The sequence below is a fragment of the Streptomyces sp. NPDC055243 genome (assembly GCF_044544025.1).
Classification (GTDB): Bacteria; Actinomycetota; Actinomycetes; order Streptomycetales; family Streptomycetaceae; genus Streptomyces.
On record NZ_JBITWR010000015.1, the window covers coordinates 23,928 to 38,233 of the forward strand.

Here is a 14,306-nt window from a genome sequence, read left to right on the forward strand (position 1 = left end):
ATGACCACCCGCACATCGAGAAAAGCGCGTCTCACCGCCGCCGTGGCCACCGCCGTGCTGCTCGGCTCGCTGACCGCCTGCGGCCAGGAGGCCGTCGGCGGCAGCCGCTACAAGCCGGACGAGGGCAAGGGCAGCACCATCGGCCTCGCGATGCCCACCAAGGCCTCCGAGCGGTGGATAGCCGACGGCAACAACATGGCCAAGCAGTTCCAGAAGGCCGGGTACAAGACCGATCTCCAGTACGGGGACGACAAGGTCGAGAACCAGATAGCCCAGCTGGAGAACATGATCACCAAGGGGCGCAGCCTCCTGGTGGTCGCCGCCATCGACGGCTCGGCGCTCACCGAGGTCCTGCAGCGCGCGCACGACGCGGGCATCCCCGTGATCTCGTACGACCGCCTCATCCTCGGCACGGAACACGTCGACTACTACGCCTCGTTCGACAACGAGCGCGTGGGCCGCCTCGAAGCCCAGTACATCGTCAAGAAGCTGAAGCTGGGCGAGCCGGAGAAGGGCGGCGACCCGAAGAACATCGAGCTGTTCGCGGGTTCGCCGGACGACAACAACACCAAGTACTTCTGGAACGGCGCCATGAAGGTGCTCGAGCCGTACTTCAAGAGCGGCCAGCTCACCGTCCGCAGCAAGCAGACGAAGATGAACCAGGCCACCACACTGCGCTGGGACGGCGGCACCGCGCAGAAGCGCATGGACGACCTGATCAGCAAGAACTACGGCTCCGCGAAGGTCGACGCGGTCCTCTCACCGTACGACGGCATCTCGATCGGCATCATCTCCGCGCTGAAGAGCGCCGGCTACGGCTCCAAGAGCCAGCCGCTGCCGGTGATCACCGGGCAGGACGCGGAGCTCGCGTCGGTGAAGTCCATCATCCGCGGCGAGCAGACGCAGACGGTGTTCAAGGACACCCGCAAGCTGGCCGCGCAGACGGTGTCCATGGGCGACGCGGTCCTGAACGACAAGAAGCCGAAGGTCAACAACACCAAGGACTACAACAACGGCAAGAAGACCGTGCCGTCCTTCCTCCTCGACCCGGTCAGCATCGACAAGTCCAACACCCAACTCCTCGTGGACGAGGGCTACTTCAAGGCAGGTCAGCTCTCATGAGCGGGCCCGTACTGGAGATGCGCGGCATCACCAAGACGTTCCCCGGCGTCAAGGCGCTCTCCGACGTGAACCTGACCGTGGGCGCCGGGGAGATCCACGCGATCTGCGGCGAGAACGGCGCGGGCAAGTCGACGCTGATGAAGGTCCTCAGCGGCGTCCACGAGCACGGCAGTTACGACGGCGAGATCCACTTCGAGGGCGAGCGGATGGCCTTCAAGGACATCCGCGCCAGCGAGAAGCACGGCATCGTGATCATCCATCAGGAGCTGGCGCTCGTCCCCTATCTGTCCATCGCGGAGAACATCTTCCTGGGCAACGAACAGAGCACCCGGGGCTTCATCGACTGGAACGACACGCTGCGCAGGGCGAGCGCGCTGCTCAAGCGGGTCGGTCTGAGCGAGAAGCCGCAGACTCCGGTGGCCGACATCGGCGTGGGCAAGCAGCAGCTGGTGGAGATCGCCAAGGCCCTGTCCAAGGAGGTGAAGCTGCTCATCCTGGACGAGCCGACGGCCGCCCTGAACGACGAGGACAGCGCCAAGCTCCTCGACCTCATCCTGGAGCTGCGCGAGCAGGGCATCGCCTGCATCATCATCTCCCACAAGCTCAACGAGATCCGGGCCATCACCGACTCGGTGACGATCCTGCGCGACGGGCGGACCATCGAGACCCTGACGGTCCGTGAGACCCCGACCTCCGAGCCGCAGGTGGCCGAGGACCGCATCATCCGCGGCATGGTCGGCCGCGACCTCGACCACCGCTTCCCCGACCGCACGCCGTACGAGGGACAGGACGCGGGCTCCCTCGCCCTCTCCGTCGAGGGCTGGACGGTGCGGCATCCGGTGGACCACCAGCGCAAGGTCGTCGACGACGTGTCGCTGACCGTGCGGCGCGGCGAGATCGTCGGCATCGCGGGCCTGATGGGCGCGGGCCGCACGGAGCTCGCGATGTCCGTCTTCGGGCGTTCCTACGGTCAGTACGTCGCCGGAACGGTGGCCGTCGGCGGGCGCGAGGTCGTGACGAGGAACGTGCCCGCGGCGGTCGACGCCGGGATCGCGTACGTCACCGAGGACCGCAAGCAGTACGGCCTGAACCTCATCGACAACATCAACCGCAACATCTCCCTGGCCTCGCTCTCGGGCATGCGGCGCAAGGACGGCTTCGTCGACGAGCACCACGAGCGCTCCGTCTCCGAGCGCTACCGCAAGTCGATGAACATCAAGGCCCCCACCGTCTTCGAGCAGGTGGGACGGCTCTCCGGCGGCAATCAGCAGAAGGTCGTCCTGAGCAAGTGGATCCACGCCGACCCCGAGGTGCTGATCCTCGACGAGCCGACACGCGGCATCGACATCGGCGCCAAGTTCGAGATCTACACCGTCATCGACAAGCTGGCGGCCGCGGGCAAGGCAGTGCTCTTCATCTCCTCCGAACTGCCCGAGCTGCTCGGGATGTGCGACCGGATCTACACGATGGCCGAGGGCAGGCTGACCGGTGAGGTCGACCGCGCGGACGCCACCCAGGAACTCCTGATGCGCCACATGACCAAGAACAGAAGCTGAGGCATCCGCGATGACCACCACGACCACGCCACCACGTGACACCCCGTCCACGCCGCCCGCCAAGGAGTCCACGCGTGATCTGCTGCTGCAGAGCGTGCGCTCCAACATGCGCCAGTACGGCATGCTCGTCGCCCTGGCCTTCATCGTCATCCTGTTCCAGATCTGGACCGACGGCACGCTGCTCCTGCCGAACAACGTCTCGAACCTGATCCAGCAGAACGGCTACATCCTCATCCTGGCCATCGGCATGATGATCGTCATCATCGCCGGTCACATCGACCTGTCCGTCGGCTCCCTCGTCGCCTTCGTCGGCGCCATGTCGGCGGTGATGATGGTCAAACACGACATGCCCTGGGTGCTCGCCCTCGTCCTGTCGCTCCTGATCGGCGCGGTCGCCGGAGCCTGGCAGGGCTTCTTCATCGCGTACGTCGGCATCCCGTCGTTCATCGTGACCCTGGCCGGCATGCTGCTCTTCCGCGGTCTCACGCAGATCGTCCTGGAGGGCCAGTCGCTCTCGCCGTTCCCCGAGGGCTTCCAGAACATCGCCAAGGGGTTCATCCCCGAGATGGGCCCGTACACGCAGTACCACAACCCGACGCTCGTGCTCGGCCTGGTGACGGTCGCCTTCCTGCTGTTCCGCGAATGGCGCAGCCGCAAGCAGCAGTTGGCCTACGACCTCGACGTGACGCCCACGGGCCTGTGGGCGGCCAAGCTGGTGGCGATCACCGCCGCCGTCGTCGCCTTCACGCTGACCCTCGCGAGCTTCCACGGCGTCCCCGTCGTCCTGCTCATCATGTGCGGCCTGCTCATCGCCCTCGGCTATGTGATGCGCAACGCGGTCGTCGGACGCCACATCTACGCGCTCGGCGGGAACAAGGCGGCGGCGAAGCTGTCCGGCGTCAAGGACAAGCGCGTCACCTTCCTGATCTTCGTCAACATGGGCGTGCTCGCCGCACTCGCGGGCTGTGTGTACGCGGCGCGCCTGAACGCGGGCACTCCGCAGGCGGGCCTGAACTTCGAACTCGAGGCGATCGCCGCCTCGTTCATCGGCGGCGCGTCGATGAGCGGCGGCGTCGGCACGGTGATGGGCGCCGTGATCGGCGGCCTGGTGCTCGGCGTCCTCAACAACGGCATGTCCCTGGTCAACATCGGCACCGACTACCAGCAGGTCATCAAGGGCCTGGTGCTGCTGGCCGCGGTCGGCTTCGACGTCTGGAACAAGCGCAAGGTCGGCCGTTAGGCGGCCGCAGGAAGCGAATGCTGAATCCGCGGGCCGGTGGGGGCTGTTCGCGCAGTTCCCCGCGCCTCTTACGGGGCCCGGCCGTCCCTCTCCACAACTCTTCTGTTTGGAGTCGCACATGGAAACGACCAGACGTACCGTCCTGGCCACGACCGCCGCCGCGGGGCTCACCGCCGCCGTCGCGGGCACCTCGTACGCCTCGGCGGGCCACGCGCCGGCCAAGGAACTCTTCGGCAAGCTGGCCGACGGCACCAAGGTGTACCGCTGGTCGCTGGCGAACGGCGGCACCCGCATGAAGGTGCTCTCGTACGGCGGCATCGTGCAGTCCCTCGAACTGCCCGACCGGCACGGCCGGTACACGAACGTCTCCCTCGGCTACGACACCGTCCAGGAGTACGTCGCCGGAACCACCTTCTTCGGCGCGACGATCGGCCGCTACGGCAACCGCATCGCCAAGGGCCGCTTCACCCTGGACGGCAAGACCCACCAGCTCTCCGTGAACGACGGCGAGAACAGCCTGCACGGCGGGGCCAAGGGCTTCGACACGCGGGTGTGGGACGTCGAGCCGTTCAAGGACTCCTCCGGTGTCGGCCTGCGGCTGCACTACACGAGCGTCGACGGCGAGATGGGCTACCCCGGCACGCTGCGGGTGACCGTCACGTACACCCTCACCGCACGCGGCGACTGGCGCATCGACTACGCGGCCACCACGGACAAGGCCACCGTGGTGAACCTGACGAACCACACCTACTACAACCTCGCGGGCGAGGGCAGCGGCGACATCCTGGACCATGAACTGACCCTGGCCGCCGCCCGGTTCACGCCCACCGACGCCGGTCTGATCCCGACGGGCGAGCTGGCGAGGGTGGCGGGCACGCCCTTCGACTTCCGGCGCGCCAAGACGGTCGGCGAGGACATCCGCGTCTCCCACGAGCAGCTGGTGACCGCCAAGGGCTTCGACCACAACTGGGTCCTGGACAAGGGCATCACGCGCCGCCCCGAGCACTTCGCGACGCTGCGGGACCCGGGGTCCGGGCGCGCGATGAAGATCGCCACGACGGAGCCGGGCGTGCAGTTCTACTCCGGGAACTTCCTGGACGGCACCCTCACCGGGCCCTCGGGGCGGACCTACCGGCAGGGCGACGGTCTGTGCCTGGAGACCCAGCACTTCCCGGACTCCCCCAACCAGCCGAAGTTCCCCTCGACGGTGCTGCGGCCCGGCGAGACCTACCGGTCCAGCACGGTGCACAGCTTCTCGGCAGGCTGAGCCGTGCCCGCGAGAATTCTGATCCCGTTCCTCGCCCTGATGGCCGGTCTGCTCGCGACTCCCGCGCACGCGGAGCCAACCCAAGCCAAGCAGAAGTACGCGGGCTATCTCTTCAGCTACTTCACCGGTGAGGGCTCCGCGGACGGCGAGCAGATCCGCATGGCGCTCAGCCGGGGCAACGACCCCACGCGCTACCAGGAGTTGAACGGCGGAGAACCGGTGCTCACCTCGCAGCTCGGCACCAAGGGGCTGCGCGACCCGTTCATCATCCGCTCGCCGAAGGGCGACAAGTTCTATCAGATCGCCACCGACCTGCGGATGTACGGCGGGAGCGGCGGCAGCTGGGACCAGGTCCAGCGCACCGGCAGCAAGTCGATCATGGTGTGGGAGTCCACGGACCTGGTCCACTGGACCGACCAGCGCCTGGTGAAGGTCGCCCCGGACACGGCGGGCAACACCTGGGCACCGGAGGCCTATTACGACGAGCGGCAGAAGGCGTACGTCGTCTTCTGGGCGTCCAAGGTCTACGGCGCCGACGACCCGGACCACACCGGATCGACGTACAACAAGATGCTGTACGCCACGACGAAGGACTTCCGCACCTTCAGCGAGCCCAAGGTCTGGAACGACCCCGGCTACTCGGTGATCGACTCGACGGTGGTCAAGGACGGCGGCGCCTACTACCGCTTCACCAAGGACGAGCGGGACCCGGCGTCGGGCACCCCCTGCTCGAAGTTCATCACCGCGGAGAAGTCGAAGCGGCTGACGGACACCTCGTACGACTTCGTGGCGGACTGCATCGGGAAGGGCGTGATCGACCGGGGCGAGGGGCCCGCGGTGTTCCGGGCCAACACCGGTGACAAGTGGTACATGCTCATCGACGAGTTCGGCGGGCGCGGCTATGTCCTCTTCGAGACGACGGACCTCGCGTCGGACACGTGGAGCGAGACGAAGAACGCCGCTCTGCCGGCCGGAGCCCGGCACGGCACGGTCCTGCCGGTGACCCAAGCCGAGTACGACCGGCTGCTCGGCAGCTGAACACACGGGGCAGCGATGCGGCGCGGCCATCGTCGGCCGTGCCGCATCGCTGTGTCCGCTACTTGTAGCTGATGTCCGATGCGGTGAACTTGCAGTACTTGCCGTCGGGGCCCGTGCCCGTCTTCGGCGGCTCGGCACCGGTGTTGTTGCCGGTGAAGCGGTCGCAGGTGGCGATCTTCCTGCCGCTGTCGCCGTGGATGCGGATGTTGCGCAGCGCGGCCGTGTCGCCGTAGTTGGTGTTGATGCCGACGATCGACTTGCCGGGGGCGGTGATGTCGACGTCGTTCACGATGATGTTGCGCTGGTACTGCTTGGAGCAGTTGCCGCAGGCGCGCACCAGCTTGCCGAAGTCGGAGACCTGGAACTTCGTCACGACCAGCTTGCCCGCGCCGTTGAACTGGAAGACCTTGTCGTCGGCCTTCTTCGCGCCACCGCCGTAGACGGTGTACGTCGAGCCCGCCGAGGTCCCCTTGAACGTGGCCGCGTCCTCGCCCACGTCCTCCCACCACACGTTCTGGATGGTGCAGCTGCCCGCGCAGTGCACGCCGTCCGCGGCCGGGGAGCCGAGGATCACGTTCTTGAGGACCGCGCCGTCCTTCAGCTTGAAGATCGGGTCCTGGCCCTCGTCCTGGCCGTCGCCGCCCAGGTCGCCGGTGCCGTAGTGGCGCTTGAGGCCGCCGTCGTAGGTGCCGGAGACCTCGATGGTCTTGGACGTCGGCTTCTCGCCCTTGGCCTCGGGCCAGGCGGTGGCCGCCCCCGCGCTCGACATCATGGTGCTGGTGACGAGGGCCGCGCCGGTCATGCCGAGCGCGGCGATGCCGCCGACGACGGCACGGCGCTTGGTGAGACCTCGGCGATGACGGACGCGCTTGTTCGCTCGTGGGGTCATGTTCCCGAATCATTCCTTCGCTGGTGAACGGCTTACACGTCCTTGTCGCCGCCGCCCGCCGAAGGGTTGCCGCCCGGATTCGACCAATCCGCCACCGTGCGGACCGTGAAGGCGCGGTCGGTGCCTTCCGCGGTGACCCGGACCTCGGCGCCGACCCGCTCCGCGCGGAAGACGGCCGCGGGCCGGCCGTCCAGGTCGGGCACGGTGACCTCCTTGCCGTCCTGCGTGTCCGGCGCGACAAGCAGCGTGAGGTCCTGGAGCCAGTCGCCGTCGGCGCGCTGGTCGTCGGCGCCCAGCGGGAGCAGCGCGCCGGGCCGGACGTACAGGGGAAGGCTGTCGAAGCCGTGGGTCTCGCGCCGCCAGGCGGGGCCCTGGACGCTCTCGCCGGTCAGCAGGTGGGTCCAGGTGCCTTCGGGTACGTAGAACTCGACGTCCCCCTCGGGGGTGAAGACGGGGGCGACGAGGAGGTCCGGGCCGAGCATGTACTGGCGGTCCAGGGTGCGGCAGGCGGCGTCGTCCGGGAACTCCAGGAGCATGGGCCGCATGACGGGGACGCCGGTGCGGTGGGCCTCGACGGCGGCTCCGTACAGATACGGCATGAGGCGGTGCTTGAGCAGCGTGAACGTGCGTGCCACGTCCACCGCCTCCTCGCCGAACGCCCACGGCACCCGGTAGGAGACGTTGCCGTGCAGGCGGCTGTGCGAGGAGAGCAGGCCGAAGGCGAGCCAGCGTTTGAAGACCGCGGGGTCCGGGGTGCCCTCGAAGCCGCCGATGTCGTGGCTCCAGAAGCCGAAGCCGGACAGCGAGAGGGAGAGGCCGCCGCGCAGGGACTCGGCCATGGCGCCGAGCGAGGCGAAGCAGTCGCCGCCCCAGTGCACCGGGAACTGCTGGCCGCCCGCGGTCGCCGAGCGGGCGAAGAGGACCGCCTGGCCGGGGCCGCGTTCCTTCTCCAGGAGTTCGAAGACCGTGCTGTTGTAGAGCTGCGCGTAGTAGTTGTGCATGCGCTCGGGGTCCGAGCCGTCGTGCCAGACCACGTCGGTGGGGACGCGTTCGCCGAAGTCGGTCTTGAAGCAGTCGACGCCCTGGTCGAGCAGGGTGCGCAGCCGGTCCGCGTACCACGCGCGGGCGGCCGGGTTCGTGAAGTCCACGAGCGCCATGCCGGGCTGCCACAGGTCCCACTGCCAGATGTCGCCGTTCGGCCGCCGGACCAGGTACCCCTGGGCGGCGGCCTCGGCGAAGAGGTCGGACTTCTGCGCGATGTAGGGGTTGATCCACGCGCTGACCTTCAGGCCGCGCTCGCGGAGCCTGCGCAGCATGCCTTCCGGGTCGGGGAAGACCTCCGGGTCCCAGCGGAAGTCGGTCCACTGGTACTCGCGCATCCAGAAGCAGTCGAAGTGGAAGACGCCGAGCGGGATGTCGCGCTCGGCCATGCCGTCGACGAAGGCGGTGACGGTCTCCTCGTCGTAGGGCGTGCAGAAGGAGGTCGTCAGCCACAGGCCGAACGACCAGGCGGGCGGCAGGGCGGGGCGGCCGGTCAGCGCGGTGTAGCGGCGCAGCACGTCCTTGGGGGTGGGGCCCGCGATGACGTAGTACTCGATCGACTGGTCCTCGACGCTGAACTGGACCTGGCCGACGGACTCGGAGCCGATCTCGTAGGAGACCTTGCCGGGGTGGTTGACGAAGACGCCGTAGCCGCGCGAGGAGAGGTGGAAGGGGATGTTCTTGTAGGCCTGCTCGCTGCTGGTGCCGCCGTCGGCCTGCCAGATCTCGACGTTCTGGCCGTTCTTGACGTACGGCGTGAAGCGTTCGCCGAGGCCGTAGATGTGCTCGCCCACGCCCAGGGCGAGTTGGCCGATCATGTGGTGGCTGCCGTCGGGCGCGGTGGCGAAGCCGGTGCCTCTGCGCTCGACGGCCGTCAGGCGCTGTCCGTCGGCGTCCAGGAATTCCAGGCCCCAGGGCTTGTCGGTGTCCAGGCGCACGGCGAGGGGGCCGCTGGTGAGTTCGGTGACGGTACCTTCGCGCTTGAGGATGCCCGCGCCCTCCGTGCCGTTCAGGGCGAAATCCGGTCCGTGCGCGGCCTTTCCCGCGTGGTGCGTGGCCCGGACGCCGATCACGCCGTCGGCGGGCGAGAAGCACTCGACGGTGACGAGCGGTGTGTTGAGGGTGTCGCCGCGCTCGCGGACCCGGTGGACGGCGGCGTACGCCGTGAACCGGCCCTCGCCTTCGCGCACGTCGCGCACGTCGGTCGCGTACGAGGCGCGCACCCCGTCGCGCATCAGCCAGAAGCCGTCGGTGAACTTCATGCGGTCTCCCTCGGCTGGGCGGTGGCGGTGAAGGTGAGCCGTGCGAGCCGCAGGGGGCCGCGCAGCCGCACGCGCAGATCGCGGACTCCGGCGGCGGTGAAGCCGGAGGTGCGCAGGGTGTAGTCGTAGGCGCCGCCGGTCGCCGGGACGGTGACGGTGGTGGCGGTGCTGCCCGAGATCAGGTCGACGGCTCCGGAGCCCGAGGCCTCGACCGAGACGCCGCAGACCCCGTCGCCGAAGTCGCAGGCCCGGAAGAGCAGTTCACCCGTGCCGTCGTCCAGCGGGCGCACGGCGTCGCCGGTCGTCCTGGTGCGGTCGACGATCTCGGTGCCGTCCTGTTCGTCGTAGCCGGTCGCCGCCAGGCCGGCCTCCCGCACCGGCCTGGCGGCGACCGGGTCGCCCTCGATGTCGACGGTCGCCGCGAGTCTGATGTCGCCGCTGGATGCGCCGGCGAGCATCTCGTAGGCGCCCGGCGCCAGGGCCCAGCGGTCGTGCCGAACGTCCCAGAACGCCAGCTCGGACAGCGGCAGTCGGAACTCCAGGCGGCGCGCGGCCCCGGCCGCGAGGTGGACGCGGCGGTGCGCGGCGAGCTGCCGGTGGGGCAGGGCGAGGGCCTCGGCCTGGTCCCGTGGCGCCCGAGTGTAGAGCTGGGCCACCTCGTCGGCGGCGACGGGTCCGGTGTTGGTGACGGTGAACGCGACCCGGAGCGTCTGCCCTTCGCGTGCGGTCACCAGGTCCTCGTACGCGAAGGAGGAGTAGCCCAGGCCGTGCCCGAAGGGGTAGAGCGGGGTGCCGTCGAAGTAGAGGTAGGTCTGCCGGGAGCCGATGACGTCGTAGTCGAGCAGATCGGGCAGGTCGGTGTCGGCGGCGTACCAGGTCTGCGGCAGGCGTCCCGCCGGGGAGACGTCGCCCGCCAGAATCCGGGCGAGCGCGGTGCCCGCGGCCTGGCCGCCATGCGCGGTCCACAGCAGTGCGGGCAGCTGGGCGTGGGCGTCGGCGACCGCGTACGGGTAGGCGGAGACCAGGGCGAGCGCGGTGCGGGGGTTGGCGGCGCGGGCCGCGCGCCACAGCCGCTCCTGGTGGGGCGGCAGGGCGAGCGTCGTGCGGTCCTGGGTCTCGCGGCCGTTGATGTGGGGGTCGTTGCCCGCGACGACGATCACGGCGTCGGCATCGGCGGCGACGCGGGCCACGGCGTCCTCGCCGCGCTCCAGCCACTCGACGGTGACGACCTGCCGCTCCTCGGCAACCTTCACGCCGTCGGCGGCGACAGAGACGTACCCACCCGTCCCTGTGTGCTCGATGAGGTACCCGTCCCCGTGCCCGACCAGCGCGAACGTCTCCTGCACGACCCAGCCGCCGGGCTGGTCCGCGGACGCGCGCACGTACCCGTCGTCGGCGACCGAGAGGTAGCGGCCGTCGGGGGCGCGCAGCGTCCACGCGCCGCATCCCCAGTCGACGAGGGCGAACTCGGTCGGCTCGGGGCCGCAGGACAGCGGCGCCAGGTCGGTACGGCCGGTGAGCAGGGCCGGGTCCAGGGCGGCCTCGGCCCCGTGAGCCTGGCCGTGCTCTTTGGAGTCGGGGGACTCGGAGGACTCGGGCACCCGGAGCCAGCCCGCCGCGCACTTCAGACGTACCCGGTCCGCGCCTTCGGCGAAGGTGACGCGGTCGGCGCCGAAGCGCTCGCGCAGTCCGTCGAGTGGGGTGCTGCGGCGGATCAGGGTGCCGCTGTACCAGTCGGTCATGCACGCGTCGGCGAGGAGTCCGACGACGGCGATCCGGGTGCCTTCGGGCAGCGGGAGCAGGCCGTCGTTCTTGAGCAGGACGACGGCCTGCTCGGCGGCCTCCTGGGCGAGGGCGCGGTGTCCCGGTGTGTCGAAGGCGTGCGTCGCCGGGTCGGCGTACGGCCCCTGACCGGGGTCGAACTCGCCGAGCCGGAAGCGGACGGACAGGTGACGGCGTGCCGCCGTGTCGATGTCCGTCTCGCTCAACAGGCCCTGGTCCAGGGCGCGTTGGATGCGGGCGGTGACGATCGAGGCGTCCGTGCCGTGGTCGGTGAAGCTGTCCACGCCCGCGACGAGGGCCGCCGCGGTGGCCTCCTCGTGGGTGTCGAAGTACTTCTCGGAGTCGACGAGGTTGCTGGGCGCTCCCGCGTCGGAGCAGACCAGCAGCTCCTGGTCGGTCCAGGTGCGCAGATGCTCGCGCAGGTGGGGCGAGACGTGGTTGGGGCGACCGTTGACCAGGTTGTACGCGGGCATCACCCCGGCCACGGCGCCCGCCTCGACGGCCGCGCGGAAGGCCCGCAGGTCGTACTCGTGCAGGACGCGGGGGCGCACGGAGGCGGACGACGTGTCCCTGTCCGTCTCGTTGTTGTGGGCCAGCCAGTGCTTGAGCACGGGGGCGGTGCGCCAGTGCTCCGGGTGGTCGCCGCGCAGGCCCCGGGTGTAGGCGACGGCGATGGCGGAGGTGAGGCGGGGGTCTTCCGAGTAGCCCTCCTCGTTCCTGCCCCACAGCGGGTGGCGGAGCAGATTGACCGTGGGGGCCCAGAGGTTGAGGCCGACGCGGTCGTCCCGGGTGCGCATGGCGCGGGCCTCGGTGGCGACGACTTCGCCGATCCTGCGCACGAGGTCGTCGTTCCAGGTCGCGCCGAGGCCGACCGCCTGCGGGAAGACGGTGGCGGGGCCCATCCAGGCGACGCCGTGCAGGGCTTCTTGTCCGGTGCGGAACGCGGCGACGCCGAGCCGTTCGACGGCGGGCGCGAACTGGTGCAGGAGCGCGATGCGTTCGCCGATGGTCAGCCGGGACAGCAGATCGTCCACGCGCTGGTCCAGGGGCAGTTCGGGGTCATGGAAGGGCAGCTGTTCCGGTGCGCGGAGCGGCGGCGGGCTTGCGGTCACGTGCGGATCCCCTTGGCGAGCGGTGGGCACGGAGGAGGCGACTCGGTCTCGTACGTCGTCACGTACTTCTACTCCATCTTCGAAGCGCTTCGATGCTCCGTGCCGCTCGGGGGTCATGTCAAGACGGAAAGAGCAGGACGCCCGGGATCTCGTGCTACTGGGCGGATTCCCGGAACTCCGGTGCACCTGAGAGGAATTCAGGACCGAGTCTTGTTACGGCCCAAGCCTTCACTTAACCTCGCAGCAACATCGAAGCGCTTCGAAAGCCGACCGGCGGTGACCGCCGTGTGTCCGGGCACGCGCCACGAAGGGTTGACGCAATGACGCCGAACTCCCTCTCCACCAGCTCTCGTTCGAGCCGGAGAACCTTCCTCGCCCACTCCGGCCTCGCCGCGCTCGTCGTGGCCGGCGGAGCTCCACTGCTCACGGCCTGCGGGGGCAGCGGGTCGAAGAACGAGGGCACCACCACGGGCAAGAAGCTCAAGGACCTGCTCCCCGCGTACGCCGCCTCGGACCTGGCAAGCCCGGACATCCCCGCCAAGAACGGCTCGGCGGCCGGCTTCACCAAGGCCCTGCCCGCGGATCAGCTGAAGGTGTCGGTGCCGAAGCGGCTCGGCAAGGGCGGCGAGTTCACCGTCATGGCCCCGATCTGGGGGAACGTGCCCAAGCAGGGCAATCCCTACTGGGCGGCGATGGACAAGGCCGCGGGCGTCCGCGTCAAGTGGCAGAACCAGCAGGGCGACACGTACGGCCAGAAGCTGGGCGCGGTCCTCGCCTCCAGCGGCGTCCCGGACGCGGTGGTCGTGCCCGGCTGGGAGCTGACCGGCAAGATACCGAGCGCGATCGCCAACAAGTTCGCCGATCTCGGCCCCTACTTGAGCGGCGACAAGGTCAAGGAGTACCCGAACCTCGCCGCGATCCCCACCGGCGCCTGGCAGCGCTCCATCTTCGGCGGCAAGCTGCGCGGCCTGCCGATGCCCTCCGCCACCACGCCGAACATCGCGCCGTTCTACCGCACCGACCTCTTCGAGAAGGAGGGGCTCGAGGCACCCACCAGCGCCCAGGAGTTCTACGACCTGTGCAAACAGCTCAACGCCCCCAAGAGCAAGGTGTGGGCGTGCGGCGACATGAGCTGGGCGGCCTGGAACATCTTCGGGGTGCTGCCGGAGAAGCCGTACTACTGGAAGCTCGTCGACGGAAAGCTCGTCAACCGCTACGAGACCGACGAGTATCTGGAAGCCCTGGAGTGGTCGCGCAAGCTCTACTCGGCGGGCTTCGTTCACCCCGACGCGAAGGCCGAGACCGGCAGCATCGGCGACCTGTGCGCGGCGGGCAAGGTCTGGATGTACTGCCAGGACCTGTCCGACTGGTACGGCAAGGCGGCCGTGCAGCGCGTGGACAACAAGAAGTTCCGCATGGAGGCGTTCGACTACTTCGCCGCCGACGGCGGTGCGCCCACGCTGTACGCGCGCCCGCCGGCCGACATCTGGACGTTCATCAGCGAGAAGGCCGACGAGAAGACCGTCCGCGACATCCTCGCCCTCGCCAACTACACGGCCGCGCCCTACGGTTCCAAGGAGCAGCGGCTGCGCATGTACGGCGTCGAGGGTGTCCACCACACGTTCGAGGACGGCGTCCTCACCAAGAACGGCAAGGGCAACAACGAGGTCTTCTCGACGTACGAGTACCTCGCGTCGCCCGCACCCTTCGTGGCCTACCCCGATCTGCCGGACGTCACCGAAGGCATGGTCGAGTGGCAGCAGCGCCAGGGCGCACACACGAAGAAGCCGCTCTTCCACGGCATGATGATCATCGAGCCGACCCGGTACACCGAGCTGAACGCCGAGTTCGAGGACCTGGAGAAGGACATCGTGCGCGGCCGCAAGAAGGTCGCCGACATGCAGCAGGCGGCTTCGGACTGGAAGTCGGGCGGCGGCGACAAGCTGCGCGACTGGTACAAGAAGCTGCTTGACGAGACCGGCGACGCGGCGTCCTGA

General features: G+C 69.1%; 8 protein-coding genes and 1 pseudogene. 6 read left to right on the plus strand and 3 right to left on the minus strand.

All coding sequences use genetic code 11. From position 1 onward, the window contains the following. The 5 genes and pseudogenes from chvE to ACIGXX_RS33745 form a co-directional block, all read left to right on the plus strand. Positions 1-1,122, plus strand: a complete 1,122-nt coding sequence (chvE, locus tag ACIGXX_RS33725; protein ID WP_361471679.1) for a multiple monosaccharide ABC transporter substrate-binding protein — start codon at positions 1-3, stop codon at positions 1,120-1,122. Continuing rightward, positions 1,119-2,678: a multiple monosaccharide ABC transporter ATP-binding protein gene (mmsA, locus tag ACIGXX_RS33730; protein WP_361471682.1), complete on the plus strand. Its 1,560-nt coding sequence runs from the start codon at positions 1,119-1,121 to the stop codon at positions 2,676-2,678. Before chvE ends, mmsA begins: the two co-directional genes overlap by 4 nt. Positions 2,679-2,688: 10 nt before the next feature. Next, entirely contained in the window at positions 2,689-3,918 is a 1,230-nt protein-coding gene (gene mmsB, locus ACIGXX_RS33735; RefSeq protein ID WP_383816349.1) for a multiple monosaccharide ABC transporter permease, read from the plus strand. 118 nt (positions 3,919-4,036) lie between these two features. Then, positions 4,037-5,185, plus strand: coding sequence for an aldose epimerase family protein (locus ACIGXX_RS33740; RefSeq protein ID WP_383816346.1), 1,149 nt, complete (start codon positions 4,037-4,039; stop codon positions 5,183-5,185). A gap of 39 nt (positions 5,186-5,224) precedes the next feature. Beyond that, positions 5,225-6,220 (plus strand): annotated as a pseudogene (locus ACIGXX_RS33745) (glycoside hydrolase family 43 protein); the annotation flags it as partial. A gap of 61 nt (positions 6,221-6,281) precedes the next feature. Here ACIGXX_RS33745 and ACIGXX_RS33750 read toward each other — a convergent pair. Genes ACIGXX_RS33750 through ACIGXX_RS33760 form a run of 3 tightly spaced genes read right to left on the minus strand, consistent with a single transcriptional unit; the run spans position 6,282 to position 12,309 of the window. Continuing rightward, a complete protein-coding gene (locus ACIGXX_RS33750; RefSeq protein WP_351157430.1) occupies positions 6,282-7,112 on the minus strand; it encodes a pectate lyase in 831 nt (276 codons plus the stop codon). A 32-nt stretch (positions 7,113-7,144) separates the two neighbouring features. Continuing rightward, complete coding sequence (gene yicI, locus ACIGXX_RS33755) at positions 7,145-9,415, minus strand: alpha-xylosidase (protein WP_399981398.1); 2,271 nt, start codon at positions 9,413-9,415, stop codon at positions 7,145-7,147. Then, a complete protein-coding gene (locus tag ACIGXX_RS33760) occupies positions 9,412-12,309 on the minus strand; it encodes a glycoside hydrolase family 3 C-terminal domain-containing protein (protein ID WP_399981401.1) in 2,898 nt (965 codons plus the stop codon). Before ACIGXX_RS33760 ends, yicI begins: the two co-directional genes overlap by 4 nt. A 320-nt stretch (positions 12,310-12,629) precedes the next feature. Between ACIGXX_RS33760 and ACIGXX_RS33765 the strand changes: the two genes are divergently transcribed. After that, positions 12,630-14,306: an extracellular solute-binding protein gene (locus tag ACIGXX_RS33765; protein ID WP_351157435.1), complete on the plus strand. Its 1,677-nt coding sequence runs from the start codon at positions 12,630-12,632 to the stop codon at positions 14,304-14,306.